The 26,417-nt window shown below is 42.4% G+C and carries 28 protein-coding genes; 13 read left to right on the forward strand and 15 right to left on the reverse strand.

Translation table 11 applies throughout. The features are described from left to right. Positions 1-53: 53 nt before the first annotated feature. The 9 genes from FTU39_RS10400 to FTU39_RS10440 form a co-directional block, all read right to left on the reverse strand. Positions 54-758, reverse strand: a complete 705-nt coding sequence (locus FTU39_RS10400; RefSeq protein ID WP_004974091.1) for an FKBP-type peptidyl-prolyl cis-trans isomerase — start codon at positions 756-758, stop codon at positions 54-56. A gap of 552 nt (positions 759-1,310) precedes the next feature. Next, positions 1,311-2,333: an NAD(P)-dependent alcohol dehydrogenase gene (locus FTU39_RS10405; RefSeq protein ID WP_004974093.1), complete on the reverse strand. Its 1,023-nt coding sequence runs from the start codon at positions 2,331-2,333 to the stop codon at positions 1,311-1,313. Between the two features lie 94 nt (positions 2,334-2,427). Beyond that, complete coding sequence (locus FTU39_RS10410; protein WP_179996513.1) at positions 2,428-2,991, reverse strand: DNA-3-methyladenine glycosylase I; 564 nt, start codon at positions 2,989-2,991, stop codon at positions 2,428-2,430. A gap of 40 nt (positions 2,992-3,031) precedes the next feature. Next, positions 3,032-3,277, reverse strand: a complete 246-nt coding sequence (locus FTU39_RS10415; RefSeq protein WP_104852758.1) for a hypothetical protein — start codon at positions 3,275-3,277, stop codon at positions 3,032-3,034. Positions 3,278-3,295: 18 nt separating this feature from the next. Further along, positions 3,296-3,835 (reverse strand): M23 family metallopeptidase, encoded by a 540-nt coding sequence (locus FTU39_RS10420; RefSeq protein WP_131261236.1) that lies wholly within the window; start codon positions 3,833-3,835, stop codon positions 3,296-3,298. 60 nt (positions 3,836-3,895) lie between these two features. Next, complete coding sequence (gene mutY, locus FTU39_RS10425) at positions 3,896-4,930, reverse strand: A/G-specific adenine glycosylase (RefSeq protein WP_131261235.1); 1,035 nt, start codon at positions 4,928-4,930, stop codon at positions 3,896-3,898. Between the two features lie 136 nt (positions 4,931-5,066). Continuing rightward, on the reverse strand, positions 5,067-5,429 hold the full coding sequence (locus FTU39_RS10430) for an HIT family protein (RefSeq protein WP_070155794.1): 363 nt from the start codon (positions 5,427-5,429) through the stop codon (positions 5,067-5,069). Positions 5,430-5,498: 69 nt separating this feature from the next. After that, positions 5,499-6,239: a dienelactone hydrolase family protein gene (locus tag FTU39_RS10435; RefSeq protein WP_136144130.1), complete on the reverse strand. Its 741-nt coding sequence runs from the start codon at positions 6,237-6,239 to the stop codon at positions 5,499-5,501. Between the two features lie 207 nt (positions 6,240-6,446). Beyond that, positions 6,447-6,605, reverse strand: coding sequence for a DUF1328 domain-containing protein (locus FTU39_RS10440; protein WP_004974108.1), 159 nt, complete (start codon positions 6,603-6,605; stop codon positions 6,447-6,449). A 191-nt stretch (positions 6,606-6,796) separates the two neighbouring features. On the opposite strand from FTU39_RS10440, the gene FTU39_RS10445 reads away from it, so the two are divergent. After that, positions 6,797-7,249, forward strand: coding sequence for a YcgN family cysteine cluster protein (locus FTU39_RS10445; protein WP_026438343.1), 453 nt, complete (start codon positions 6,797-6,799; stop codon positions 7,247-7,249). A gap of 117 nt (positions 7,250-7,366) precedes the next feature. Continuing rightward, positions 7,367-8,635 (forward strand): replication-associated recombination protein A, encoded by a 1,269-nt coding sequence (locus FTU39_RS10450; RefSeq protein ID WP_004974112.1) that lies wholly within the window; start codon positions 7,367-7,369, stop codon positions 8,633-8,635. Between the two features lie 114 nt (positions 8,636-8,749). Here FTU39_RS10450 and FTU39_RS10455 read toward each other — a convergent pair whose 3' ends face one another. The 4 genes from FTU39_RS10455 to dapA form a co-directional block, all read right to left on the reverse strand. Then, positions 8,750-8,962 (reverse strand): cold-shock protein, encoded by a 213-nt coding sequence (locus tag FTU39_RS10455; protein WP_004974113.1) that lies wholly within the window; start codon positions 8,960-8,962, stop codon positions 8,750-8,752. A gap of 359 nt (positions 8,963-9,321) precedes the next feature. Then, a complete protein-coding gene (gene purC / locus FTU39_RS10460) occupies positions 9,322-10,041 on the reverse strand; it encodes a phosphoribosylaminoimidazolesuccinocarboxamide synthase (RefSeq protein ID WP_004974116.1) in 720 nt (239 codons plus the stop codon). A 36-nt stretch (positions 10,042-10,077) separates the two neighbouring features. After that, on the reverse strand, positions 10,078-10,677 hold the full coding sequence (locus FTU39_RS10465; RefSeq protein WP_026438344.1) for a hypothetical protein: 600 nt from the start codon (positions 10,675-10,677) through the stop codon (positions 10,078-10,080). A gap of 14 nt (positions 10,678-10,691) precedes the next feature. After that, entirely contained in the window at positions 10,692-11,591 is a 900-nt protein-coding gene (gene dapA, locus FTU39_RS10470) for a 4-hydroxy-tetrahydrodipicolinate synthase (RefSeq protein ID WP_131261232.1), read from the reverse strand. A gap of 971 nt (positions 11,592-12,562) precedes the next feature. Here dapA and mhpT point away from each other — a divergent pair. The 4 genes from mhpT (at position 12,563) to ppk1 (ending at position 17,357) form a co-directional block, all read left to right on the forward strand. After that, complete coding sequence (gene mhpT / locus FTU39_RS10475; protein ID WP_131261231.1) at positions 12,563-13,789, forward strand: 3-(3-hydroxy-phenyl)propionate transporter MhpT; 1,227 nt, start codon at positions 12,563-12,565, stop codon at positions 13,787-13,789. 196 nt (positions 13,790-13,985) lie between these two features. After that, positions 13,986-14,387 (forward strand): hypothetical protein, encoded by a 402-nt coding sequence (locus FTU39_RS10480; protein ID WP_131261230.1) that lies wholly within the window; start codon positions 13,986-13,988, stop codon positions 14,385-14,387. Positions 14,388-14,434: 47 nt separating this feature from the next. Next, positions 14,435-15,061, forward strand: coding sequence for a bifunctional nicotinamidase/pyrazinamidase (pncA, locus tag FTU39_RS10485; protein ID WP_104852749.1), 627 nt, complete (start codon positions 14,435-14,437; stop codon positions 15,059-15,061). A 232-nt stretch (positions 15,062-15,293) separates the two neighbouring features. Continuing rightward, a complete protein-coding gene (gene ppk1 / locus FTU39_RS10490; protein ID WP_180052148.1) occupies positions 15,294-17,357 on the forward strand; it encodes a polyphosphate kinase 1 in 2,064 nt (687 codons plus the stop codon). A gap of 106 nt (positions 17,358-17,463) precedes the next feature. On the opposite strand, the gene FTU39_RS10495 is transcribed toward ppk1, so the two are convergent. Beyond that, positions 17,464-18,723, reverse strand: coding sequence for a hypothetical protein (locus tag FTU39_RS10495; protein WP_004974135.1), 1,260 nt, complete (start codon positions 18,721-18,723; stop codon positions 17,464-17,466). A 78-nt stretch (positions 18,724-18,801) separates the two neighbouring features. Between FTU39_RS10495 and serB the strand changes: the two genes are divergently transcribed. The 3 genes from serB to FTU39_RS10510 all read left to right on the forward strand — a co-directional run bounded on the left by serB (position 18,802) and on the right by FTU39_RS10510 (position 21,448). Then, on the forward strand, positions 18,802-20,022 hold the full coding sequence (gene serB, locus FTU39_RS10500) for a phosphoserine phosphatase SerB (protein ID WP_004974136.1): 1,221 nt from the start codon (positions 18,802-18,804) through the stop codon (positions 20,020-20,022). Positions 20,023-20,423: 401 nt separating this feature from the next. Then, positions 20,424-20,759 carry a ciprofloxacin tolerance protein AciT gene (aciT, locus tag FTU39_RS10505; protein ID WP_004974137.1) on the forward strand — a complete coding sequence of 112 codons (336 nt, stop codon included), beginning with the start codon at positions 20,424-20,426 and terminating at the stop codon, positions 20,757-20,759. A gap of 209 nt (positions 20,760-20,968) precedes the next feature. After that, complete coding sequence (locus tag FTU39_RS10510; protein WP_004974140.1) at positions 20,969-21,448, forward strand: hypothetical protein; 480 nt, start codon at positions 20,969-20,971, stop codon at positions 21,446-21,448. Positions 21,449-21,510: 62 nt separating this feature from the next. Here the strand turns inward: FTU39_RS10510 and dtd are convergent, their stop codons facing one another. Next, the gene (gene dtd, locus FTU39_RS10515) at positions 21,511-21,951 is read right to left on the reverse strand and encodes a D-aminoacyl-tRNA deacylase (protein ID WP_004974142.1); all 441 of its coding nucleotides are present in this window, start codon (positions 21,949-21,951) and stop codon (positions 21,511-21,513) included. Positions 21,952-22,185: 234 nt separating this feature from the next. On the opposite strand from dtd, the gene pncB reads away from it, so the two are divergent. The 4 genes from pncB to FTU39_RS10535 all read left to right on the forward strand — a co-directional run bounded on the left by pncB (position 22,186) and on the right by FTU39_RS10535 (position 26,261). Then, entirely contained in the window at positions 22,186-23,391 is a 1,206-nt protein-coding gene (gene pncB, locus FTU39_RS10520) for a nicotinate phosphoribosyltransferase (RefSeq protein WP_131261228.1), read from the forward strand. Positions 23,392-23,554: 163 nt separating this feature from the next. Continuing rightward, positions 23,555-24,397, forward strand: coding sequence for a sulfurtransferase (locus FTU39_RS10525; RefSeq protein ID WP_167846417.1), 843 nt, complete (start codon positions 23,555-23,557; stop codon positions 24,395-24,397). Then, a complete protein-coding gene (gene asd, locus FTU39_RS10530) occupies positions 24,394-25,245 on the forward strand; it encodes an archaetidylserine decarboxylase (RefSeq protein WP_104852745.1) in 852 nt (283 codons plus the stop codon). Before FTU39_RS10525 ends, asd begins: the two co-directional genes overlap by 4 nt. An 89-nt stretch (positions 25,246-25,334) precedes the next feature. Then, entirely contained in the window at positions 25,335-26,261 is a 927-nt protein-coding gene (locus tag FTU39_RS10535; RefSeq protein ID WP_158660398.1) for a LemA family protein, read from the forward strand. Positions 26,262-26,417: the final 156 nt, after the last annotated feature.

Here is a 26,417-nt window from a genome sequence, read left to right on the forward strand (position 1 = left end):
TTTCGTCCTAAGACCATACAGGAGAGCCAAGCTCTCCTGAAAGGGTGATGTTGTTATTTCACTTCAATCAGTTCAACATCAAAAATTAAGGTGCTGTTGGCAGGAATCATGCCTGGTACACCTTGTTCGCCGTAGCCCAGTTTCGATGGAATATACAGCGTAGCTTTACCGCCTTCCTTCATGAGCTGTAAACCTTCAGTCCAGCCCGGAATGACTTGATTCAGTGGGAATTCAATTGGCTCACCACGTTGTACCGAGCTGTCAAATACTTTGCCATCGACCAGTTTACCCGTGTAGTGCACTTTGACCACAGAGCTTGCCGTTGGCTGTTTGCCTGTGCCTTCTTTAATCACTTGATATTGCAAGCCAGAAGCTGTGGTTTGTACGCCTGCTTTTTTGCCATTTTCAGTTAAGAATGAATCACTGGCTGTTTGCGCAGCTTGCGCTTGAGTGGCTTGTTTTTGTTGCAACTCTTGCTGGAATTGCTCATAGGCTTTTTGTAATTCTTCTTCGGTGTAGGCAGGTTGTTTACGCGCATGACCTTCACGCACACCTGTTACAAAGCTGTTGATGTCTAGCTCTGGTGGGGTTTGATGTGCCACTTCATAACCCAAAGCGTAGCTGATTTTTTCAACCGCAGAAGCATTTGCCGACGCTTTAGAGGTCGCCACTGCTGGGTTTTGAGAGGCATAATAAACAGGAACAAGTGCAGCACCGCCTAAAATTACAGCAACAGCGATGGGTAAGGCTTTACTCATAGGTTTTCTCAAATTCATTTTATAGTTAAAAAAGCAGCATTCATCTTAGCAGACTTTTTCACAGACTTTTCTAGTTTGGCACGTGGCTTTGCAGCCTGTGTCGATTCAACTTTTTAATATATGCTGCTTACGCAGTTTATTCTATAACAGACTGAATATCTAAAACATTTTTTATACATAAATCTTATCAATTCAGGACTAGATGTGGGTCATTTAAGAAAAGTCAGATTGCGTTTGGGCTGTAGGTAAATTTTTATTGTAATCGCATAAATGATCAAGACAGCGTCCTGATGGGTTGTTGTCCAATAATAGGATTAACCTTCGGTTCGACCCACTTTTGTTTCGGCAAAAGTGGGCAAAACCATTGTCATCCACAAAACCTGTTTAATTCTTGTATCTCATTCATTATTTCGCAGAAACAATAATGGTCTAATGCTACGCAGGTTGTGGATGACACTTCCGAGTATCCTCATGTGATCTAGGTTTTTAGATGAGCGGTTTTACCTAAATAAAGATAGAAATATATTTGACTATCATGACTTATCTTAAAAGTCAGTCAAAGTCGGCCTTTAACACAACCCGATAGCGTGCCTTGCCCTGATGCAAATGTTCAATTGCCTGATTGATCTGTGACATCGGAAAAACTTCCACCTGTGGGGCAATCTGTTTGCGTGCGGCAAATTGTAGTAATTGACGCAGCGCTGCAGGCGAACCTGTCGATGAACCAGTAACCGATTTTGCACCGCCAATTAAGCTGCCCGCCTTAATTTGCATGGGTTCTAGCGCTACACCTAGCATGTGAATAGTGCCATGTGGTGCAAGCGTACTTAAATAAGCATTCCAGTCCAAGCTTACGTTTACCGTACTTAAAATCAGGTCAAACTTGCCACGCTGGGTTTTAAGGGCAGCAGCATCACGGCTGTTCACTACATGGTCTGCACCCATAGCCAGTAATTCTGCGGTTTTGTCTGGATTGGAACTGAACGCCGTAATTTCACAGCCCCATGCTTTTAATAATTTGATGGCGATATGCCCCAAGCCACCAATACCAATCACCGCAACATGATGTACTGCCTGAATTTGATGTTTCAAGATCGGATCAAATACGGTAATTCCACCACAGAGCAAAGGCCCTGCACTGACAGGATCGACCTCATCGGGTAATGGAATTACCCATTGCCAACCTGCACGGACTTTATCGGCAAAACCACCTGCATGTCCCACAATGGTTGCGGTAGTGCCATTGCTGCACAGCACTTGTTCGCCTGCAATACAGGCATCGCAGTGTTGGCAACTGTCTGCAGTCCAGCCAATGCCTACACGTTGCCCCACGGTTAAGCCTTTGGCCTCACTGCCTAATTGGGTAATCGTGCCAATAATTTCATGTCCTGCCACCACAGGATATACCGAGGAATGCCAGTCATTTTGAATGACTGAAAGATCGGAATGGCATAAGCCACAATATTCGACTTTGACTTCTACCTGATGCGCCTGCAGTTCACCCGCATCAAATTGATAGGCTTGCAGGGCTTCACCTGCCTGCATTGCGGCATAGGCTCGAATGGTATTACTCATATTGCACCGTCCTTGTCATAAGGCTGACTGTATTGATTGGTGATCTTGCTATTATGGGTTGAGCAGTTTTGAATACTAAAGCTTGGATGTTGCTTTAAGATGTTGTTTTAAAGTGACAGTGATTTTCATGATCATCGACCATGCCTACAGCTTGCATAAAAGCATAGCAGGTGGTCGGGCCTACAAATTTAAAACCATTTTTCTTTAGGGCTTTCGACATGGCAACACTAGCGTCGGTTTGTGCAGGCGCAAGACGATAGTCAGGTACATCATTCCTAATAGGTTGCTGTGCAACAAAACCCCAAAGCCATGTCACGACGTTTATATCGGCGTCTTTTAGTTTTTGCCATGCACGTGCGTTGTCACGAATTGCTTGTAATTTGCCTCGATGGCGAATTAATCCAGCATCTTGTAATTTGAGCGTAAGATCATCATCACTAAATGCGGCAATTTCAGCAATGCTGTATTGGAAAAAATGTTGACGATACGCCTCACGTTTTTTTAATACAGTAATCCAAGACAAGCCTGCTTGCTGTCCTTCCAAACACAGCATTTCAAATAAATGTGCTTCGGCAAATACAGCTTGTCCCCACTCTAAATCATGATAGGAAATATAGAGCGGATCATCGGAACACCAGCCACAGCGTTGTATCGTCATGGGTCATGCTCCTTATTGAATAGATGTGAATGGGACAGACTTAAAGCTGAAATGCTGCCCATTGGTCATGTTGGTTATCCCAATAATATAGTTCTGCCTGTTGCAGATCGTGAAAGGAAATCCAGTTGTCTTTACCGACTTTATCTGAATAACCTGTGCTGATGAGCAGGGCATCTTCAGTAATTTCCATGACCCAGCCTTGATGGACTTGTCCTGCCAATACAATTTTTTGTTGATTGCCAGATTCTGCAAATTCCACCAATCGATTTATCAAGGCTTCAGACATGAAATGTTCCTAACAAAATTAACGTAAATAAGGATAAGGATTGACCGCACCGCGTCCTTTACCATTTAAATAAAGTCCGTAATGCAAATGTGCGGCAGTGTGTCGGGCGTTGCCTGTATTGCCGACATAGCCAATATGCGTTCCTGCCTTGACATAATCGCCCACGTTTAAACCGCGTTTATGTCCATCCAAGTGTGCATAGTAATGCCAAGTGCCTGCAGGCCCTAATATCCAAATTACTTTACCACCTAAGCGATTATCGCGTAAGTCTGCAATTAAACCTTCTGTAGCGCTATACACTTTGCTGCCTTTGGCGGCAAGAATATCAATGCCTTCATGCAAACGTCCGCTACTACGAGATGCACCCCAAGTGTCATTCAACTGATGCGCTTTAATGCCCTGCACAGGAATGGGCAAGCGAGTTTTTAAACTCATTTGATTGAGTTTTTGCACCAAGGCAGGCGGGAGTGGGGTACTAGGACGTTTCGGTGCAGAACTACAGGCCGCAATCAATAAGGTAAAGAGTGACAGGCTTAAAACAGCAATCCATCGAAACATAAGACATCCTTGTAATGGCAGTGAAAGCAAAGATTTCATTCATCACGATGCTTGACTATGTCACAGATTGATTGCCGAGATCAATTTTTTCATGGCCGTCGGAATGCCCAAATCGCTGGCTTGTTGCGGACTATACCAATCTGCATTCAGTTCTATTGCCAAGTGTTCTTGTAGATCAGCATCGACCTGAAAACACAGTGCTTCAAGCTGCCAAGTGAAATGGGTAAAGCTATGTGAAATCTGTGCGCGTTGCTGTACCTGTTTAAGGCTCAAGCTTTGACACAGTTGCTCAAAAGCCTGTGCATCTTCAATAACAGGCAAACACCATAGTCCACCCCAAAGTCCTGTATTGGGACGTTGTTGCCATAACCACTGATCTGCGCATTGCAGTACTAAGACCTGTGCAGATTTAACGGGTACGGCTTTTTTCGGTTTTTTAAAGGGCAATTCCTGCTCTAAACCTTGTTGATGTGCTTTGCAGTGTTGTTGCATTGGGCAATATAAGCACAGTGGTTTTTTGGGGGTACAAATGGTGGCGCCCAAATCCATAATAGCCTGCGTATAGTCGTGATTACGCACTTCGGGGCAGAGCTGTTCTGCCAGTTGCCACATGGCACGTTCATGTACAGGTTTGGATAAATCATCTTCAATAGCAAAAAAACGTGCTAAAACCCGTTTGACGTTGCCATCCATAATGACGCCGTATTGGCGTAAACCCAGCGACATCATGGCACCACCCGTAGAGCGACCAATGCCCGGCAAAGCCATCCACTGTTCGAGCGTACTTGGAAAATGTCCTTGCTGTGCCACAATGGCTGCGGCTTTATGCAAGTTGCGGGCGCGGGCGTAATAGCCTAAACCTGCCCAATACGGTGCAACTTCATCCCAAGTTGCACGTCCTAAATCTTGCACTGTCGGAAAGCGCTGCAAAAAACGCTCAAAATATTGCAATACGGTTTTGACCTGAGTTTGTTGCAGCATGATTTCAGACACCCACACCGCATAGGGATCATCGGCGACTTGCCACGGCAGGTCATGGCGTCCGTGTTGATCGAACCACGTGAGGAGAGCATCGGAAAATGAAAAAGCAGTCATGCGAACCCAGTTTGTAAAGTAGCGGCTTAGTATAGCCAAACTGGCGTGGGAATTACGTGCATAAAAAAAGAAGATGAGCGTGCATCTTCTTCTTTAGGTTTGGTTTCACTTGGTTTGGGATAAAACGAGTCGTGGTTTAAATTTGACCGCTCATACCCCAACGGTTATCCAATTTTAAGGTCTGACCTTCATAGCGTGGAATAATGTGGATGTGTAAATGCTCAGATTTAGCATCAAACACATCGCCATCATTAAAACCCACATGGAAACCTGCAGGTTGATGACGCAATTGCAACTCATTGCGCGCCAATTCTAATAAAGACAATAAACTTTTACGTTCTTTGTCTGTAATGTCAAAAAAAGAGCCGACGTGACGTAGCGGAATGATCACGCAATGTCCTTTAGACAGGGCATTGGGTTCAGGCAAAATTACCCCAAATTCATTTTTTGCCAAAACATCATAATCATCAAAATTGCAATAAGGGCATTGCTCAGTCATTGTTATATCCTCTTCTTTAAAATTTTCTTGGCTTGCGTTGAGTATATGCTGCGTAATGTGAACAGCAGATTAATCTGCTAAACGACGATCCAACACTTCATACATGGCAGCTAAACCTTGTTGCTCTGCCGATGCGTTATAGCCTAAATCGACCCCATTGGCTTTGGCACGTTCATCAGCTTGAGGGTTACTAAAGCCGTGTTTGGCATCTTCAAAAATAATCACTTCATGCTCTACTTGAGCCGCGTGCATTTCTTCACGGAAACTTGCGACGTCGTCTAAAGTCACCATGCTGTCCAGTTCACCATGCAACACCAAAATCTCGGCTTGTACCTGACCTTGTTGTGCAGGGGCTTTCGGGCTGAGGTTGGCGTGGAAGGTCACCACTGCTTTTAATGCTGCGCCAGAACGAGCCAAATCCAGAACGACTTTGCCGCCATAACAGAAACCAATTGCAGCGAGTTTATCGCGATTTACTTCAGGTTGGGCAGCTAAAGTGTCCAAAGCTGCAGACGCACGAGTCACAATTGTGTCAGCATCTGCAAAAGTTTGCATCATCCATTCATTGGCTTGGGCTGCGGTGGTGGTGACTTTTTTATCGCCATACATATCAATCGCTAAGGCTGCAAAACCATGTTCAGCCAATTCACGCGCGCGTTGTTCGGTGTATTCGTTACGTCCCCACCATTCAGGTGCGACAATCACCCCCGCGACAGCTTGTGCTGTTTCTGGTGCAGCAAAATAACCGATCAGTTTGCTGCCATCTGCAGCCGTATATTCAATTTCGCGAGTTTTGATTGCTAAAGCCATGCCTTATTCCTTATCGTTTTCAATGCCATGATTAAAGCATAATAATATGGCACGCATTTTTAAAAACAGGGTAAATACTGCCTATAAATGTGAGAAAATATTTTTAAAATAGCCAAATTGGCATTTGTTGCGTAAAAAGCGGACATAAAAAAAGAAGGAAAAATCCTTCTTTTTTATCTGATTTTTAGGAATTTATAGACGAGGTCACTAGATTTTTCCGCGAGAGAGGAAACCAACAATTGCCAAAATCACAGCAATCACCAATAAAATAATGGCAAAGTCTTTGGATAAACCTGCGACACCACCAAAACCAAGTAAACTCGCGATTAACGCAATCACTGCGAAGATTATAGCCCAACGAAACATAATTGTTCTCCATGTGTTTTTATAGCTTCTGAATTTAGTATAGGGAGCTGAACGCAGCACACTGTTTTGTTTTTGTGTATTAAATGTTCAGTTGTTTGAGTTAAGTGTTTGATTCATTTAAAGACTAAACAAAAGCAACAAGTTGAAACAAGGCTGTTATAATGACGCAGTTTTGTTATTTTCTGTGCGCTATGTCTGATCAATTACGACCTGAATTTTGGAAAAACTATCCGCTGAATGCCTTAAATACTGCGGAATGGGAAGCCTTGTGCGATGGTTGCGGTTTATGCTGTTTGGTCAAACTAGAAGATGAAGACACGCAAGAAGTGGCCTATACCAAAGTGGCGTGCAAGTTACTGGACTGTAACACAGCACGTTGTTCAGATTATGCCAATCGCTTTGACTTTGTGCCCGATTGCATTCAACTTTCCCCCGAAAAACTAGAAAAAATTCACTGGTTGCCGCCAAGTTGTGCCTATCGTCGTTTAAAACAGGGTAAAAATTTGCCATCTTGGCATTACTTAAATACGGGCTCACGCCAAAGTGTGATTAAAGCCAAAAAATCTGCGGCAGGGCGTTGTATTTCAGAACTGGATGTTGCAGAAGAAGATATAGAAGATTATGTGGTGCGTTGGGTGCGTTAATTCATACTGCAGAATAAACTTTGAATCGTGTTTTAGCGATAAATCGGTACGATTAGAAATACTCCAAAGCTTGAGATCATAGTAGACTAGGTTGAAGTCAAGTATAGAAATAACAAGATGTCAGAGAGTCATATTCCACTGCCTGAGCGTTTGCGTCCACGCGATTTATCGCAAATTATTGGTCAAGATCATCTTTTAGGTGAGCAAGCGCCGTTACGCCAAATGATTGATCAGGGGCATTTGCCTTCAATTATTTTCTGGGGACCACCAGGGGTGGGGAAAACCACCATCGCTTTGCTGTTGGCGCAGGCGGTAGATCGTCCTTTTATCAGCCTTTCTGCCTTGAATACTGGGGTCAAAGAGCTGCGTGAAATTATTGCCGAAGGCGGCGATTTGCTCACACCAGTGGTGTTTATTGATGAAATTCATCGCTTTAATAAGTCGCAGCAAGATGCCTTATTAAATGCGGTGGAAAAGGGCAAAATCACCTTAATTGGTGCGACCACTGAAAATCCATCTTTTGAAGTCAATAGTGCGCTGCTTTCACGTTGTCAGGTCTATACCTTAAAGGCTTTAGATGCCGATTCGATTCAGACTTTGCTTACTCAAGCCATTCAGCAAGATCAATTCTTAAAAGACCGTTATATTCAGATTGAAGAATTTGATGCTCTGATTCAGTTTGCTGCAGGTGATGCACGCAAGGCTTTAAACCTACTGGACTTGGTGGCAAGCACCTTTGAACCCGAGGTGGAAAATATCATCACCAACGCGATTGTGGTCAAGGTTGCGCAACAAAACATTGCCCGTTATGACAAGTCAGGCGAGCAACATTATGATTTGGTATCGGCTTTTATTAAGTCAATTCGTGGCAGTGACCCCGATGCTGCATTGTATTGGATGGCGCGCATGCTCAAAGGCGGTGAAGACCCGAGCTTTATTGCGCGTCGCATGTTGATTGCTGCTTCGGAAGATATTGGCAATTCAAACCCCAATGCCTTGTTATTGGCAGGCGAGTGTTTCCGCTCGGTACAAGTGCTGGGTATGCCCGAAGCGCGGATTATTTTAGGACAATGTGCAGTATATTTGGCGACCAGTGCCAAAAGTAACAGTACTTATTTGGCAATTAATAAAGCCATGGATTTGGCTGAAAAAACCGCCAACTTACCTGTGCCACTGCATTTGCGTAATGCACCGACCAAACTGATGAAAGAACAAGGCTATGGCGTAGATTATTTGTATCCGCACAATTACCCAGAGCATTTTGTGCTACAGGACTATTTGCCGCCTGAACTGAAAGGCACAAAGTTGTATGAGTCGGCACGTAATAAACGTGAAGTGGAAGGTGAGCGTTTACAACAACGTCGTTGGCAGCAGACTCAATCCTAAGCGATTTGGTATAGCTGAAAAGATATTTGTAAAAGTATTGGCATAAAAAAAGCTCAAGAATCAACTTGAGCTTTTTTAGATTTGTTTGCAGCCTTGAGTGCTGCATTCAAAGGTTTAAAGCGGTTTGATGTTTACAGCATTCGGGCCTTTTTGACCTTGCGCAATGCTGAATTCAACTTGCTGACCTTCGTGTAAAGTCTTGAAGCCTGAGTGTGCGATTTCGCTGAAATGCGCAAACACATCTGGACCAGATTCTGGTTGAATAAAACCAAAACCTTTAGTTTCGTTAAACCACTTTACCGTGCCTTTCATTGTCGGATTTGACATAGGGAAATATCCTGCTGAATTTTAATATGTTGCAATCTAAAAAAGATTTGGAATAACTGGGAAAAAGATGCGACTTAAAATCTGAACAAACGAAGGATTACAAAATAAAACTACGGACTTAGACGATTAAAACGAACTTCATATTTTTCTAGTATGACAACAAGCATACACGGAATTGCAGAATACACAATTTAAATTCAGATAAATTTAAAAATAGGCAGACAGACTGGGCATTGTGGATGGGGCGATTTTTTCAAAGATTTGGTTTGTAAACCCTGTTTGGTCTACAGCAAAATACAAAAAACCGAGCAATGTTGCTCGGTTTTGGGAATTCAGCTTTTAAAATTGAAAAGCTTGAATTAGATATTGTCTAAGTCGATGCCTAAACGTGCAGCAACTTCTTCATAAGCTTCAACCACACCGCCTAAACCTTGACGGAAACGGTCTTTGTCGAGTTTCTTCTTGGTGTCTTTGTCCCATAAACGGCAACCGTCTGGAGAGAACTCATCACCCAACACAATACGGTCGTGGAATACACCAAACTCAAGTTTGAAGTCGACCAAAATCATGTTACCTGCATCAAACAATGCTTTTAATACATCGTTGACTTGGTAAGTTAATTCTTTCATTTTTGCCAATTGTTCAGCATTGGCCCAACCTAAAGCAATCGCTTGAGATTCGTTTACCATTGGGTCGCCAAGAGCGTCATCTTTAAAGAACAATTCAAATGTAGGTGGGGTCAGTTCTTTACCTTCTTCTACACCTAAACGACGGCAGAGTGAACCTGCAGCGTAGTTACGAATAACGCACTCTACAGGAATCATGTCTAACTTTTTCACCAATACTTCGTTTGGTGTAAGTAGTTTTTCAAAGTGAGTTTCGATACCCGCTTCAGCCAATTTTTCCATGATAAAGGCGTTAAAACGGTTGTTCACCTTACCTTTACGATCTAGTTGTTCGATTTTTTCGCCATTGAACGCAGAGGCATCATCACGAAAGACTAAAATCAGGTGGTCTGCACTGTCTGTGGTATAAACAGATTTTGCTTTACCAGTATAGAGCAAGGTTTGTTTTAACATGAGGGAACCTTTTTCAAAAAAAAATGCCTAGTACGGCTAGGCTGGCCAATTTTGGTAAATCTGGGCCAACAGATCTGCAGCTTTTTCTTGATCTGCAAAGCTGTTATCGGCATTGAATACAGCTAGGTTGTTGCTCGAACCGACAGAGGTCAATCTTAAGACATAAATCTGTTGATCGACCTTAATGGTTGCCTCGTAACGGTTCTTACTTTGACCAACAATGCTGTAATTCAGACTGCTGAGGGTGGCAAGTGTGTATTGCCAAATTGTAGCAGAATTTCCATCAATTTTGAGCAACGGATTTTGGTTTCCGTCAACTACGGGTTGAGGACGTCCAATTTGCGTACTGTCTTGAACTGTGTTGCTGCTGGCTTGCATGGCTTCAGGACGTGGCATCGCAAAACGGTTGCCACGTGCATTTTCAAGCTTAGGTGCATTTGCCGTTGCTAAAGGGTCAACGCTTGGTGCAGGATACAACGGTGTTGCAGGTCGAACCACAGAACCTTCTGGATATTGAAGTGGTGCTAAAGTAGCGGCGTCTTTATAGTCCAATGAACCATTATTGATGGCAAGAGAACTACAACCAGCCAAACTCAATACTGAAAGTGCGGCGATAAAACCAAAACGTAATTGCATCATACTAAGCTCTTTTATTGAATGACACCCGCAGCCTGAAGGGCTTCGCGTAACGGTGCACGATATTGTTCTGCAAGCGGAGTTAATGGCAGGCGAATTCCTGTACCAATTAATCCCATTTCATGAAGTGCCCATTTCACAGGAATTGGGTTCGATTCACAAAATAGAATATTGTGTAAATTTGCAATCGCACTGTTTTGTTGCTCTGCACCTGCAGCATCACCTGCGATTGCAGCCGCGCAAACTTGGCTCATGGCTTTTGGTGCAACATTGGCAGTTACAGAAATATTGCCTTTTGCACCGTGCAGCATCAATTGATATGCCGTAGCGTCATCGCCTGAATACACCACCATGTTTTTGCCTGTTAAGCCAGCCAATAATTGCTGACCACGTGGCACATCGCCCGTTGCATCTTTTACGCCCACAATATTTGGGATGTCTGCAAGACGGATGACCGTTTCATTTGACATATCTACACCAGTACGACCCGGTACATTATATAAAATGATAGGTAAATCAACTGCTTCTGCAATTGCTTTATAGTGCTGGTATAAACCTTCCTGAGTTGGCTTATTATAATAAGGCGTTACCAATAAGGCCGCATCTGCGCCCAATTGTTGTGCTTCTTTGGTCAGTTCGATGGCTTCATGCGTTGAGTTTGCACCAGTACCAGCAATGACAGGAATACGCTTATTTGCGACGCGAATAATTTCTGCGATCACTTTGGTGTGCTCTTCCATACTTAAGGTCGATGCTTCACCAGTTGTACCTACAGCAACAATACTGTTGGTACCTTGTTCTATGTGCCACTCAACGAGCTTCTCGAGACCTTTCCAATCTACGCTGCCATCTTCTAACATTGGGGTGACAATTGCGACAATTGAGCCTTGAATGGTCTGTGCTTGCTGAGTCATTTTTTAAAAAGATCCTATTTTTCCATCCACAGAGGTGTAGAAAAGGTAGATGTGGATGGTTGCAGTATTTTGATTTGGGTCAAAATTCAATCAAATTGATTAAATAATGCTTAGCCAAATTATGACTGATTCAGTGTGTCAGAACAATATGCTTTCGTCAAAGCAATCATAAACTTTGTTTAATTTAGTATTTTAGGATCAGCAGCTTGTTGTTCAAAATAAAAAAATAATAACCATCTCCTTTGTACCCAAATTTTCATTGGTATGGCGCAACCCTCATCAGCACTTTTTTAGCCTCAAGTTTGAAATACAACGCTGAATATAGGGTCTGTTGACATTTCATAAATGGCTTGTGCTGTAGGCTAAAACTGAGCAGATCAGGCATGAAACGCAGGGAATAGCGAGACTATTGCCAAGTTTCATAACGCAATCTGAGAAAGTTTTAGCCACAGCCTTTCAGGGCGAGCATATTTTTTGCTGCTATTGCGTTATGTGCCAGTCATTTAGAATGACTAAATTTCCTGTCTCATGCCTTATATCAGCTAAAAAATCTTGCGAGATATATCTCTCACGTCGCAAACATAGATGAATTGTCAACAGACCCTAGATATTTATATAAAAAAACGCTCAATTCAGACCTTATAGCTCTTATATCTGACTGTTTTAATAGGGATATTTTGATTTTTGATTCTTAAGAATAATAGCTTTTAAGTCTACCTATGGTGTCGCTGACTTCTTAAATGGTGAGAAATCTTGCGCTGAATTTACTGCTTTAAGCGGGAAAATAGCGTGTAATTTGCCAGATTTATTGTTTTTTTCGCTATGTTTTTTTCTACATGCTGCGCAACACGTTTGCGCTGATCTGAAAAAATTCACTTTGGTCTAACACTTATTGATAGCTATTGCTGCAGTTTAAAACTGCGCAAGATGCAGGCTTTCACATGGCTATCTAATTCTAGTAGAGGGACCCAATGGATAGATCAACACAACATAGCGATCAGCGGCATGCGGTTATTACCGTCGCGATCTGCTTTTTAATTGCAGTGATTGAAGGTCTGGATATTCAGGCAGCAGGTATTGCTGCGGCAGGTATCCGTGAGCATTTTGGTTTAGACAGCTCGCAGCTTGGGGTATTTTTTAGTGCGGGTATTTTAGGTTTATTGCCAGGTGCTTTGGTTGGCGGACGTTTTGCAGACCGTATTGGTCGTAAAAAAGTATTAATCTGGTCTACAGCAGTCTTTGCTTTATTTACCTTATGTACGGTGTGGGTGAATAGCTTTGAAAGCCTATTGGCGGTGCGCTTCTTGGCAGGTGCAGGTTTAGGGGCAGCCATGCCAATTTTAATTACTTTGGCATCTGAAGCTGTTTCGCCACAAAACCGTGGTCGTGCTGTGGGCTTGATGTATTGTGGTATGCCTGTGGGTGCAGCCATTTTATCTTTAATTGCCAGTACAGATTTTGGCTCAAACTGGAAAAACATTTTCTATTTGGGTGGTTTGCTGCCATTTATTGTCATTCCATTGATGATGTGGTTATTGCCAGAATCACGTGAATTCTTAAAAGCACAAGCGGCAGGTAAAGATGTCACAGCACAAAATGCTGCGCCAAAAGCATCTTTTAAAGATTTGTTTAATTCACAAAACTTATTGCGTACCTTATTTATTTGGGTGAGTTACTTCTTTACCTTGATGGTGGTTTACATCATGTTGAGCTGGTTACCATCTTTATTTATGGAATTAGGTTTCTCGCGTAAAGAAGGCAGTACTGCACAGTTCTATTTCATGGTGAGTGCGACAGTCGGTACTGTAATTTTGGGTATGCTGACCGACCGTTGGAAAAAAGCCTACGTGATTTTATTGATGTATGGTGGTATTTTGGCAGGTTTATTTGCTCTAAATGCAGCGGGTTCACTCATGCAAATGTATATGGCTTCAGCTTTGGTCGGTGCTTTTGTGATTGGCTGTCAGGGCGTGTTATATGCTTTTGGTAGTATTGTCTACCCAACCGAAGTACGTGGTACTGGGGTCGGTGTTGCCTCTGCTGTTGGTCGTGTAGGCGCAATGCTTGGCCCTGCTATTGCAGGTCAGTTGTTGGCAGCAGGCTTTGGTGCGGCTGGGGTTATTTCAGCAGCCATTCCATGTATTATTATTTCAGCCATTTTCATGTTGTTATTGGTACGTCGTATTCAAACTGTTTAAAAGGATGAGAACAGTTGAAAGACCAAATAGCCTGCACCTGCAGGCTATTTTTTTGTATGTTGATCGCTGATTTTTGAGAGAAAATGCTCGAATGAAGTGTGACAAGTACTGTCGCAAAGCTGCCTGTTCTACTGGGTGGCAATGACGCAAGCAGGGTATAATAAGTCCTAAAAAACAGTAAATATAAGAGTATCATTTGAAGCAGAAAAAATTGATTGCAGAATTTCAGTTGGATCAACAGCAGTTTTCGCTGTATCTGATTGAATATGAATTTATTTTAGAACTGAAACGCCATTTTCGAGCAACACGGACTTCTCCAAAACAAAACGCGTGGCTGGCATTTGCCGATCAAGCTACTTATGAAGATGTCAACGCAGGTATTGATGCCTTTCAGGTGATGCGTTTAACCCGACAGCATTTGGTCAATTATTTAACTCGGCATCCACTGCCTTATTTTTATTTTCATGCCGCGACTGCACGCAAAGCCAAAATCTATCCACGTTTTGTACGGCAATTATTGTTACAGCTACCGAACTATCAACATTGTGCCGAAAACGATTCTTTTTATTTTTATCAAAGCGATACAACTCAGACTTAAATTTCAGCTATGCTGAGGGTAGCGTTTAAGATGGGAAAGGAAACAGCATGCAGCAGCTGAATAATGCCTTGATTGTGGTTGATGTGCAAAATGGTTTTTGTCCAGGAGGTAATTTGGCGGTTGCAAATGCCGATCAAATTATTCCCTGCATTAATGCGTTGGGACGTGTGTTTCAGAACATTGTGATCACCCAAGACTGGCATCCTGCAACGCATGTGTCCTTTGCTGCCAACCATGCAGGCAAACAGGACTATGAGCAGATTCAGCTCAGTTATGGCGAGCAAGTGTTGTGGCCTGTGCATTGTGTGCAAGGCACAGCTGATGCTGAATTACACCCAGATTTAGATTTGCCTACAGCACAATTGATTATACGCAAAGGTTTTCACGAGCAAATAGACAGTTATTCTGCCTTTATGGAAGCAGACCGCAAAACCACCACAGGCTTGGCGGCCTATTTAAAAGCCCGTGAAATTGATACGGTTTATATTGTGGGCATTGCCACCGACTTTTGTGTGGCGTGGACGGCAATAGATGCCTGTGAGTTGGGTTTTAGCACCTATGTGATTGAAGATGCCACCAAAGCGATTGATTTAAATGGCTCTTTAGAACAAGCATGGCAACAGATGTTGGCACAAGGAGTACAGCGAGTACAAAGTCAGCACTTACTTGGCTAAAACTAGATAACGAACTGGCCGCGAAAGGGAAGGGTGAAATCTTCCTTTTTGCTATAAAAATAGATTAAATGTAAAATAAAATAAATAAAAATCAATTTTTTACATATACCCAATTTTGACGAAATGTTCTGCGATTGATTGTGGGTGTAACATGATTGTCATAATCTCTACCTACCATGCCTTGCACAGAGGCGAAATAAGCAGACTGTCTTAAAAACAGCATAGAGAAGATATGGAACACTTTCAGCATTCATCTGATACTTATTTTAATCGTGAACTCTCTTTAATTGAGTTTAACCGTCGGGTCTTGGCGCAAGCTTTAGACCCAGAGTTACCTATTTTAGAGCGACTCAATTTTTTAATTATTTTTTCACGTAATTTAGATGAGTTTTTTGAAATTCGCGTTGCAGGTTTAATGAAGCAACTCGATTTGAATGCCATTACCCGTACCCCAGATGCCATTCCGACTGAACAGGTCTTGGTAGAACTGTCTGATAAAGTGCATCAGGCGGTGAAGCAGCAATACGACACTTTAAATTATGCCATTTTGCCGCAGCTGCAAAGTTTAGGGATTCACTTTATTCAATACCATGACATTGTGGATAAACATAAAGCGTGGATTGCCGATTATTTTGCCCGTCAGGTACAGCCTGTTTTAACGCCAATTAGCCTAGACCCATCGCATCCATTTCCGCGTTTGGTCAATAAAAGTCTGAACTTTATTGTCAGTTTACAAGGCAAAGATGCTTTTGGACGTGAAATTGAAATGGCGATTGTGCCTGCGCCACGCTCTTTGCCACGTTTAATCAATTTGCCAAAAGAAGTGGCAGGCAGTGCAACAGAACACATTTTCCTGACTGCGATTATTCAGCAACATATCAATGATCTGTTCCCAGGCATGAAAGCCACAGGTTGCTATGCGTTTCGGGTGACCCGCAATGCCGACCTGATTTTGGCTGAAGATGTCGATGATTTGGCAGTCGCCTTAAAAGATGAATTATCTTCACGTCGTTTTGGGCGTGCAGTACGTTTAGAAATTGAAGATGATTGCCCGCAAGAAATTATTGATTATTTGCTCAGAGAGTTTGATTTAGATGAACAGCAGCTATATCGGATTAGCGGGCCGATTAATCTGTCGCGTCTGACCAGTAGTTTTGACCGACCTGAATTGAAATATCCCCCTTTTGCACCTGTGATTCCTAAAATATTTCGAAAGCAAAAGCCGATGTTTGAGATTTTGAAAAAGCAGGATGTGTTACTGCATCATCCATTTGACTCTTTTCAGCCCGTGATTAATTTACTCAAAGAGGCGGCTAAAGATCCAAATGTGTTGGCGATTAAGCAAACGCTGTATCGCAGTGGCCCAGATTCTGAAATTGTGCAGGTACTTGCAGAGGCCGCACGTAATGGTAAAGAAGTCACTGCCGTGATCGAGCTACGCGCACGTTTTGATGAAGAATCCAACATTATGGTCGCCAACGTCTTGCAAGAGGCAGGCGCAGTGGTGGTGTATGGCATTGTCGGCTATAAAACCCATGCCAAAATGATTTTGATTGTGCGTCGTGAGCAAGATCAGTTGGTGCGCTATGTGCATTTGGGTACAGGCAACTATCATGCGGGCAATGCACGTATGTACACCGACTATGGTTTGATGACCACACATCCTGATATTTGTGAAGATGTGCATCGGGTGTTTCAGGAACTCACAGGCATGGGCAGATCGGCAAAATTAAAAAACTTGCTGCATGCACCATTTACCTTGCACAGTGAATTGCTCAAACTGATTGAACAAGAAATCGGGTTTGCACAAGCAGGCAAAGCTGCCCGAATTATCATTAAAGTCAATGCATTGACTGAGCCTGAGTTAATTACGGCTTTGTACCGTGCTTCGCAGGCAGGGGTACAGGTCGATTTAATTATCCGCTCGATTTGTTGTTTGATTCCAAAAGTGAAAGGTATGTCTGAGCGTATTCATGTCCGTTCGATTGTGGGACGCTTTTTGGAACATACCCGCGTGTATTATTTTGAGCATGGTGGTGCAAAAAAATTGTACTGCGCCAGCGCAGACTGGATGGGGCGCAACTTATTTTCACGGGTGGAAACTTGCTTCCCTATTTTGGATGAGAAAATTAAACAGCGTATTGTAGAAGATGGCTTGCTGAGTTATTTGCATGACAATCAAAATGCGTGGGAGCTACAAGCCAATGGCGAATGGCAGAAAGCTGCTGTGGTGGGGCAGGCTGCTGTACACAATGCGCAAATGTATTTGGTCGAGCAGAAGCAGTTGAATGTGTAAATTGGGCTGCAGTAAATGGATGTGATCTAGCATCTGTGAGTATAAAAAACCTGAGTATGTGTGCATACTCAGGTTTTTATGCTTTTAAGGCATCTCATGGATTATTTTAAGAAGCTCTTGAATGTTTGCCTTTTAGAATTTCAGTTCGCAGGCTTTGCGCCAACTCAGCCGATTGGCTGTCCATGCCATTAACCATAAAGGCATGGCGCATCAGCACATTGGTCGGATTTGGCATACTCACCAATTCATAATGCGTAGACAGTTCATCTAGTAATTCATTCGGTAAATGCACTGCATTTTCACGAGCAGATAATTGATGCACCAAACGCTCTGCTGCCTGCACTGCAGATAACTGCATGGCTTCGACTGCGGTTGATAAACCACTGCGAGTTTGCAACACAAAACGCTTTTCTTCACGATAACGCTTATACAGCACTTCAGACAATAACTGGAACACCGTGCCAATCATGGCCATACAGGCTGCTGCATTTGGTGTATTGGCTGCAATACTGAGTGTTGCGCCATCTTCATGGAATGGTTGTACTGTTTGAATGTCGGAACGGTTTAACTTGTAGTGTTGTACGCACAGTTCAATGCTTTTGTTCAGGAAAATCTGACATAAGCTAAAATAAGGCACAGACACACTTTGCGTGACCGTGTCTAATAATTGTTTCGGGTCATAAAACTGAATATTCAGCGCAATGTTGTTTTGCTCTTGGCTTTGCTCAATGGCTTTGTTTGCTTTAGGCGACATCACAGGTTTAGGCTGTTGCTGTGCCTGCGCAAGTGCCAAAGCCGTTTGATGTTTTTCTTGTTCAAGGGCTTGCGTCAATAATTGTAATTCGTGTTTAAGGCGAGATTCATTATTAATGCGTGCTAAATATTCACTACGACTTGGACGGGCAATCGCGCGATAAGCCAACCATAACAAGCCATGAACCAATAATGATAAAAGTGTCGCTAACCATTGGGTACGCAGAATTTCACCAATACTTGGCTGAATTAAGGTAATTTCAATGCTGCCGACTTTCTTTTCATTGATGATTGCATCGCGGACAAAGACTTCACCTTCACGGGTACGTGACTGTCCACCTGTCGCCAAGACCTGATTTTGCGCATCTAAAATACGAATAGAAGCAATGCTTGGATTGGTGGCATAACGATTCACCAATAATGCCAGTGATACTGTATTGGCAGGTTCCAGCTCAGAAAGGCTGTCTGTGACCAGTTGGCTGGTCATTAACTGCCCCTGATTGGCGCGGTTTTCATTTAATTGGTGTGTTGTTGCAAGCACCAATAAAAAGGTGTGAAAAGCAAAACTTACAATCAATAGGCTAGCAAATAGCCCTTGTCTAGGCGCATTCAAGGTAAAACTTCCAAGGCATTTATATTCAATTTAGATTATGATTCTCACAATAGTTGTAGCTCAGACCCGAGTCAATTCATGCGAGAAATCATTCTTATATCATTTTTAGGACCTGACCAACCTAATCAGTTTACTCGATTAATGCAGGTATTGTCCGCTCATTCCTTACAAATCTTAGATGTTGGCCAAGCTGTTATTCATAATCAACTGACTTTAGGTATTGTTGTTGCATCAGAAGACCAGACTGCAACTGCTTTAGCCATGAAGGAGATTCTGATTTTAGCACATGATATTGGCTTAACTGTGCGTTTTAAACCAATCTCTGCAACTGAATATGAGCAATGGGTCAAAGAAGGCGGTCGTACCCGTTATATCGTGACTGCACTGGCACCAGAGCTGAATGCCTCACATTTACAGGCGGTCACGCATATTGTATCTAGCCAAGGTTTTAACATTGAAACTGTAACCCGTTTGTCGGGTCGCCCACAGCTTAATGTAGCCGAAGATGAACCTAAACGTGCTTGCATTCAGTTTGGATTAAGTGGACAAATGCTAGATGCAGTTGCCATGCGTGCTGCGTGTTTAAGCCTGTCGAATGAACTGAGTGTGGATGTCGCGGTACAAGAAGACAATGCCTACCGTCGTAACCGCCGTTTGGTGTGTTTTGACATGGACTCAACGCTCATTGAACAAGAAGTGATTGATGAGTTGGCGATTGAGGCAGGTGTGGGCGATCAGGTGGCGGACATTACCGAACGTGCCATGCAGGGTGAACTGGATTTTCAGCAAAGTTTCCGCGCGCGCGTAGCATTGCTCAAAGGTTTAGATGCTGCTGTGTTGCCTAAAATTGCCGAACGTCTGACCGTGACCGAAGGTGCTGAACGCCTGATTTCAACCCTGAAATCTTTGGGTTATCGCACCGCTATTTTGTCGGGCGGTTTCCAATATTTCGCAGAATATCTGCAGGAAAAATTGGGGATTGATGAAGTGCATGCCAACATTCTAGATGTGGAAAATGGCATGGTTACAGGCGAAGTAAAAGGTCACATTGTGGATGGTGCGCGTAAGGCATTATTGCTACGTGAACTGGCAGACAAAATGGGGATTTCTTTGGAACAAGCCATTGCGGTGGGTGATGGTGCGAACGACTTACCAATGCTTTCTATTGCAGGTTTAGGTGTGGCGTTCCGTGCTAAACCGTTGGTACGTCAAAACGCCAATCAAGCCATTTCAAGCGTGGGCTTAGATGGTGTGCTGTACTTATTGGGCGTGCATGACAAAGACTTGAACCGTGCCTAATATGACAATTCAATGAAAAAAACGCAGCAGTCATGCTGCGTTTTTTGTTTGTATAATCAGCAGATAACGATGAACGGTAAACAAAAACTGTCGATAAAAACCGCAACAGCATTGAATGAAAAAAATATTTTTTAAGGCAAAAAAATAAGGTGTTTTTTTGTAATGACACGCGAATAAAGAGCTAGCTTAGCTTCCCGAAAACTACAAAATTTAAAAAATGTAATGACAATATAATATTGCGACAAGGTGTGTCGCTTTATAAAAATACAAGTCTTTTTTTATCTAGAAAACGCAGCATAATGCAGACATAGAATTTAAATCGACATCCATTATTTATTTAAACGGTATTTGAAGTCGCAGACCAATTCAAAAAGAGGCTGCATCTTTAGACGGAGGTTTTTATGCTAACAGCGAATTTAGCGACCATTGTAGGCTTAAGCCTCGTCGCAGCTGCGTTGATTGCTGTTTTCTTTTCGCCTTATCGTCGCTGGTTAAACTTTATGTTGGCAGGTATGGTGTTTTGGGGTTTATTGGAAGTGGTGCGCTACAGTGTGCAAAGCGTATTTGAACTGCCAATTACCTACAGTTACTTGTCGGCAATTTTCTTGGCGATGACTTTGGTGACTTTATTATTATTACGAGAAGACCGTCGGGCAGAGCGTGCTTTGGCAAAACGTCGCTATATCGAACATACCCCAGTCTATGAAGACGATCAGCAGCAGTGCTCAAGCCGCTAAATCGTACAGACTAAATTCAAAAACTTTAAAAAGATGCAACTGGTTTGCATCTTTTTTGCTTTATCTGTACGGCAGTTTGCGCCATCCAAACAGCGACAAAATTTTAACACCCTCCTAAAGATTGTTATACAAAGCCTTGCAGCAAAAAGCGGGAGTTGTGATAGGATGAGTCTGTTCATTATCCAACAATTACAATAGGCTTCACTGTCATGAAACTTTCTGCAATTCCTGTGGTCAAACTTCCTTTGGTTGATGTCAGCACCGATCCACTTGACCTTCTCGTGGCAGGTTTGGCATTGCGTATGAAACAACTGGCACGTACCAGTCCAAAATTTATTGAGTTGGTGCATGAACGCCAGTTCCGTATTCAAATTGGCACAGACTTGGGTATGGCGCGTCAAATTATTGTCAACAATGGACATATTGACACTGTGGCAGGCGATGCAGAAAAAGCTGATTTTATTTTGCAGTTTGCAGACAGCGAGCAAGGCGTAAAAACCTTAATGAAAGGTGATCCAACTGCATTTATGACAGGCATGCAAAATGGCAGCATTAAAATGGAAGGTGATTTTGGCTTATTGGTGTGGTTTAACCAAGCAGCGAAATTGATTCCACCTAAACTACCAAAACCTGTAAAAGAAAAAATTAAAATGGCACGCCAGTTTATTAAACAAAAAACGGGTAAATAAGCTGCTCAGACCCAAACAAAAACCTCTGATCAATTTTTGACAGAGGTTTTTTTATATGTGATTTACTCGACTTCCAAACAAAAAGTCACAGGCCCGTCATTTACCAAATGCACTTTCATATCGGCAGAGAAAATACCTGTTTCCACCCTGTCAAACTGACTTTTGGCATAGTCCACCAATTGTTCATACAGCGCTTTGGCATCGTTTGGGGGCATCGCAGGGCCAAAATCAGGACGTAAACCTTTTTGAGTCTGTGCCATGAGGGTAAATTGTGAAACCAATAACACACTGCCATTGGCCTGACTGACATTCCAACCCATTTTGCCTTGTTCATCATCAAAAAAACGATATTTTAAAATTTTATCAATCAGCTTTTTGCCTTTCTCAAAATTATCGTCTTTGCCTAAGCCCAAAAATACCAAAATACCCTGTTGAATCTCGCCAGTGATTTCACCATCGACCACGACTTTGGCTTCAAGAACTCGTTGTAATAATGCGCGCATGGGGGACTAATTTTCTCAGTGTGGGGGATGGCTGCAGATTGTAGCAAACTTAGGCACTTTGGCGTGCATTAACATCAATCACGAAAGCATCACAACGGTAGCTGCCCGCAGAGAGGTAAAATATCTTGGGAAGGCTACACTTCAGCAAAGTTGTAACAAGATTGTCGATAAAAGCCCTTTTTTGCTGAATAAAGTATGCTTTAATGCAAGAAGTACCGCGAAATGATGATCCCTATGACCCCCATTATTCAATCTCTGCTCGATACTGATTTATATAAATTCACCATGTTACAGGTGGTGCTGCATAAATTTCCGCAAACGCACAGTGTGTATCAATTCCGCTGCCGTAATCTTGAAGATACCGCGTATCCACTGAGCGATATTTTAGCTGAGTTGAATGCGCAGCTTGATCATTTGTGTCAGTTGAAATTTAAAGAAGATGAATTGCAGTATTTGCGTAATTTACGCTTTATTAAAAGTGACTTTGTCGATTATTTAGAATTATTTCAGCTCAAGCGTCGTTTTATTCACGCCAGTATTGATGCGCAAGGTCGTTTGGATATTCGGGTAGAAGGCCCGATGGTACAGGCCATGATGTTCGAGATTTTTGTCCTGGCAATTGTCAATGAACTGTATTTTCAGCGCATCCGTAATGATGAGGTTTGGGCAGAAGGTGAGCGCCGTTTACAGCAAAAAATTGCCCTGATTCAAAGTTACCAACAGCAGCAACTGCCTGAAGATCCACCATTTTTGGTTTCAGATTTTGGTACGCGCCGCCGTTATAGTTTTGCATGGCAAAAGCACGTGATTGCGGCTTTTCATCAAGCTGTACCTGAAGTGTTTCGTGGTACTAGTAATGTACTGTTGGCTAAAGAATTAGGCATTACCCCAATTGGGACAATGGCACATGAGTTTTTACAGGCATTTCAGGCGCTAGATGTACGTTTACGTGACTTCCAAAAAGCCGCACTAGAAACTTGGGTGCAAGAATATCGGGGTGATTTAGGCATTGCCTTGACTGATGTGGTCGGGATGGATGCTTTCCTGCGTGACTTTGATTTGTATTTTGCCAAGTTATTTGATGGCTTGCGACATGACAGTGGCGACCCGTATGTGTGGGGCGATAAAGCTTATGCACATTATAAAAAGCTAAAAATTGACAGTAAAACTAAAATGCTGACCTTCAGTGATGGCTTAAATGTCGAAAAAGCATGGGCCTTGCATCAGTATTTTAAAGACCGTTTTCAGGTTAGTTTTGGGATTGGTACCAACTTAACCAATGATATGGGGCAAACTGCGCTAAATATTGTGTTGAAATTGGTGGAATGTAATGGTCAGTCGGTGGCGAAATTGTCCGATAGTCCGGGTAAAACCATGACCGATAATGACACCTTCTTGGCATATTTACGCCAAGTTTTTGAAATACAAACGCCTGTTTAAAACCTGAGCACATTGAAAAAACCGAAGAAAATCTTCGGTTTTTTTCTAGATTAAAGCATGTGATTGTTAAAATTCTGCGAAAGTTATGAAAAAAACAGCATGCTATCAAAAATGACCTATACTAAGTTAAAGTTGATTGCCAAACAGACTGAACCGCATAAAAATGAGCACTTCTCCATTCAATTTTGGACTGCTGATTGAAGCAGAAGATTTAGTTCCCTTTTTAGGGCATGAAAAATTGCGCATTGTCGATTTGAGCCGCAATTCGGTGTACGAGCAATTGCATCTTCCGCATGCTTTACAGGTCAAACCGAGCATGTTGCTACGTCAGGATGAAGATACATCGGGTTTATTGCCTGAACCCGAGGCTTTACAAGACTTGATTCAGTATTTGAGTATTTCCCCTGAGCATCATGTGGTCGCCTATGACGATGAAGGTGGCGCATGGGCAGGGCGTCTGATTTGGAATTTACACTGTTTAGGCTTTGAAAATACCAGTTTACTAAATGGTGGGATTCACGCATGGTTGGCAGCAGGTTTTCCAACTACTTCTGAGGTTGAACCGCTAACACCCGTCAGCATGCTTGTTCCTGTTGCCGAGCAAAATCAGTATCGAATTCAATATGATGAGCTATTAGAAAAGTGCCAAAACCAGTCGGTGCAACTTTGGGATTGCCGCACCATAGATGAATATACAGGGCTGCGTTTGGCTGCACGACGCGGCGGTCACATTCCTGGGGCATTGCATTTTGAATGGAGTACTGCCCTTAATCGTGAAAATCATTTAAAATTGCATCCCTTAGAACGCACACGACAGCGTCTGGAACAACTCGGATTCAATTTAAACGAACCTGTAGTGGTGTATTGTCAGTCACATCACCGTTCAGGTTTGGCCTACATTTTAGGGCGTTTATTGGGTTGGAAAATTCAGGCCTATGATGGTGCGTGGAGTGAATGGGGCAACCGCCCTGACAGTCCTGTTATTACTGGAGAGTTGCCGTCTTGAGCCTCACATCACGTTTAAAAAAACAAATTTTCATTCAGGCACAACGCGTTGTGCCACAACATCAATTATCACGTGTTGTGGGTAAACTTGCAGCCAGTGAGCATCCTGTGCTCAAAAATGCGGTGATCACTGCATTCAAGGCGCAATACGGCATTGATATGTCTTTGGCAGAACAAAGCAATGCCTTGAAATATAAATCTTTTAATGAATTTTTTACCCGTTCTTTAAAGCAGGGTGTGCGGGAAATTGACAGCAATCCGAACAGCATTGTATCGCCTGCAGATGGGGCGATTTCACAGTTGGGTAAAATTGAAGATGGGGCAATTTTTCAGGCCAAAGGTCAGCAATTTACTGTTGAAAACTTAATTGCCGACCCGCAATTGGCTGAACCATTTAAAAATGGTCAATTTGCAACCGTGTATTTATCTCCGCGCGATTATCACCGTGTACACATGCCTTTTGCAGGCACACTCACCGAAACTTTATATGTGCCAGGTGAGTTGTTTTCTGTCAATCAAACCACAGCCGAAAATATTCCGGGTTTATTTGCCCGCAATGAGCGCATGGTGTGTTTGTTTGATACCGAACTGGGGCGTATGGCAGTTGTTTTAGTGGGTGCCATGATTGTAGCGGGCATTGAAACCGTGGCGACAGGCAAGGTCAAACCATCGGGGCGTTTGGAACTGAATCAACACCAATTATTCCTTGAAAAAGGTGCAGAATTAGGACGTTTTTATTTGGGTTCAACCGCGATTGTTTTGTTTGAAGAAAATAAAATGCAGTGGGATGCCGAATTCAAAGCCAACTCTGTGGTGGAAATGGGGAAAAAGTTAGGCTTTTTACTTTAATTTTCAATTTATAACGTTACAATTATCCCTCAATATTAAATATCTGCCTATTTTGTAGGCAGATGCATTATAAAGTGAGGGTTTTATTTATGTGGTTATGGATTTTACTTGCCTTAATTGCAGCGATTATTTATTTGGTTCTTACTTCTTATAATTCGCTGCAGCGTAAGGCGCATGATATTAAAGAGTCTTTATCCAATATTTCTGTCTCAATTAGTAAAAAAGTTAATTTAATTAATCAGCTTATGGATGTTGTTCGAGGTTATCAAGAAAGTGAGCAATTGACACATTTAACAGTAGTTAAAGAAACAGGAATGAATGCTATCTATTCTAGTTATCAAGATAGTAATATGATGTTAACGAACTTACAGGGTATGGCTGAGAGATACCCTGATTTAAAGGCAGACCAACAATACCATCGCTTAATTACAAATATTGAGCAATGTGAGCATGAAATTTCTCAATGGCGCAATGAATATAATGCTCGCGTGAAAGCTTATAACTCACATCGTTCATCTATCCCTACGATTTTTGTTGCTAACGGGATGGGTTTTTCTGAAGCACCATATCTTGATTTAACAATAGAAAATGCAGAACAAACTATTTTAAAAGATTTTAAAATGGATGATGGAGAGCGTTTGAATGCTTTATTTAAATCAGCAAAAGATAATATTGTAGATGGTTCTAAAGCCTTAGCCTCAACCTCTAAAGTTGTATTGGATAAAGCAGCAGATACAAGCAAAAAAATTGCGTCTAGTGAACAAGTACAAGGAATTGTAGATAAAGCAAATGTTTATATGGGGAAGCCAAGTACAACTAAATTCTTCTATTTATTATCTGATTCGACACCAAAAGGTCCTGTAAAAATAGAAGAAATTATTATGTTGGCTGAAGATCCAAATTGGGTTGAACAAGTCCGTTTATCAGAAGTCGGGACAGAACAGTGGATGAGCTTTGAAGAATGGACTACGCTTCATACACAACCAACACTGCAATTACAACAACGTGATATTTAACTTAAATAGACTCTCCCTTCTATTATAAGAGCATAGGTATCTACACATCTTTAGGTACCTAGTGCAATGGTTGCGATTTCATTCAGTTCATCTATTGAATATTCTGAGAGCAGTTGAAGAGTATTTAGTAAAATCGAGAGTCCTGCCAATATGGCA

Origin of the sequence: Acinetobacter sp. YH12099 (genome assembly GCF_013419195.1) — a bacterium.
Lineage (GTDB): Bacteria > Pseudomonadota > Gammaproteobacteria > Pseudomonadales > Moraxellaceae > Acinetobacter > Acinetobacter towneri.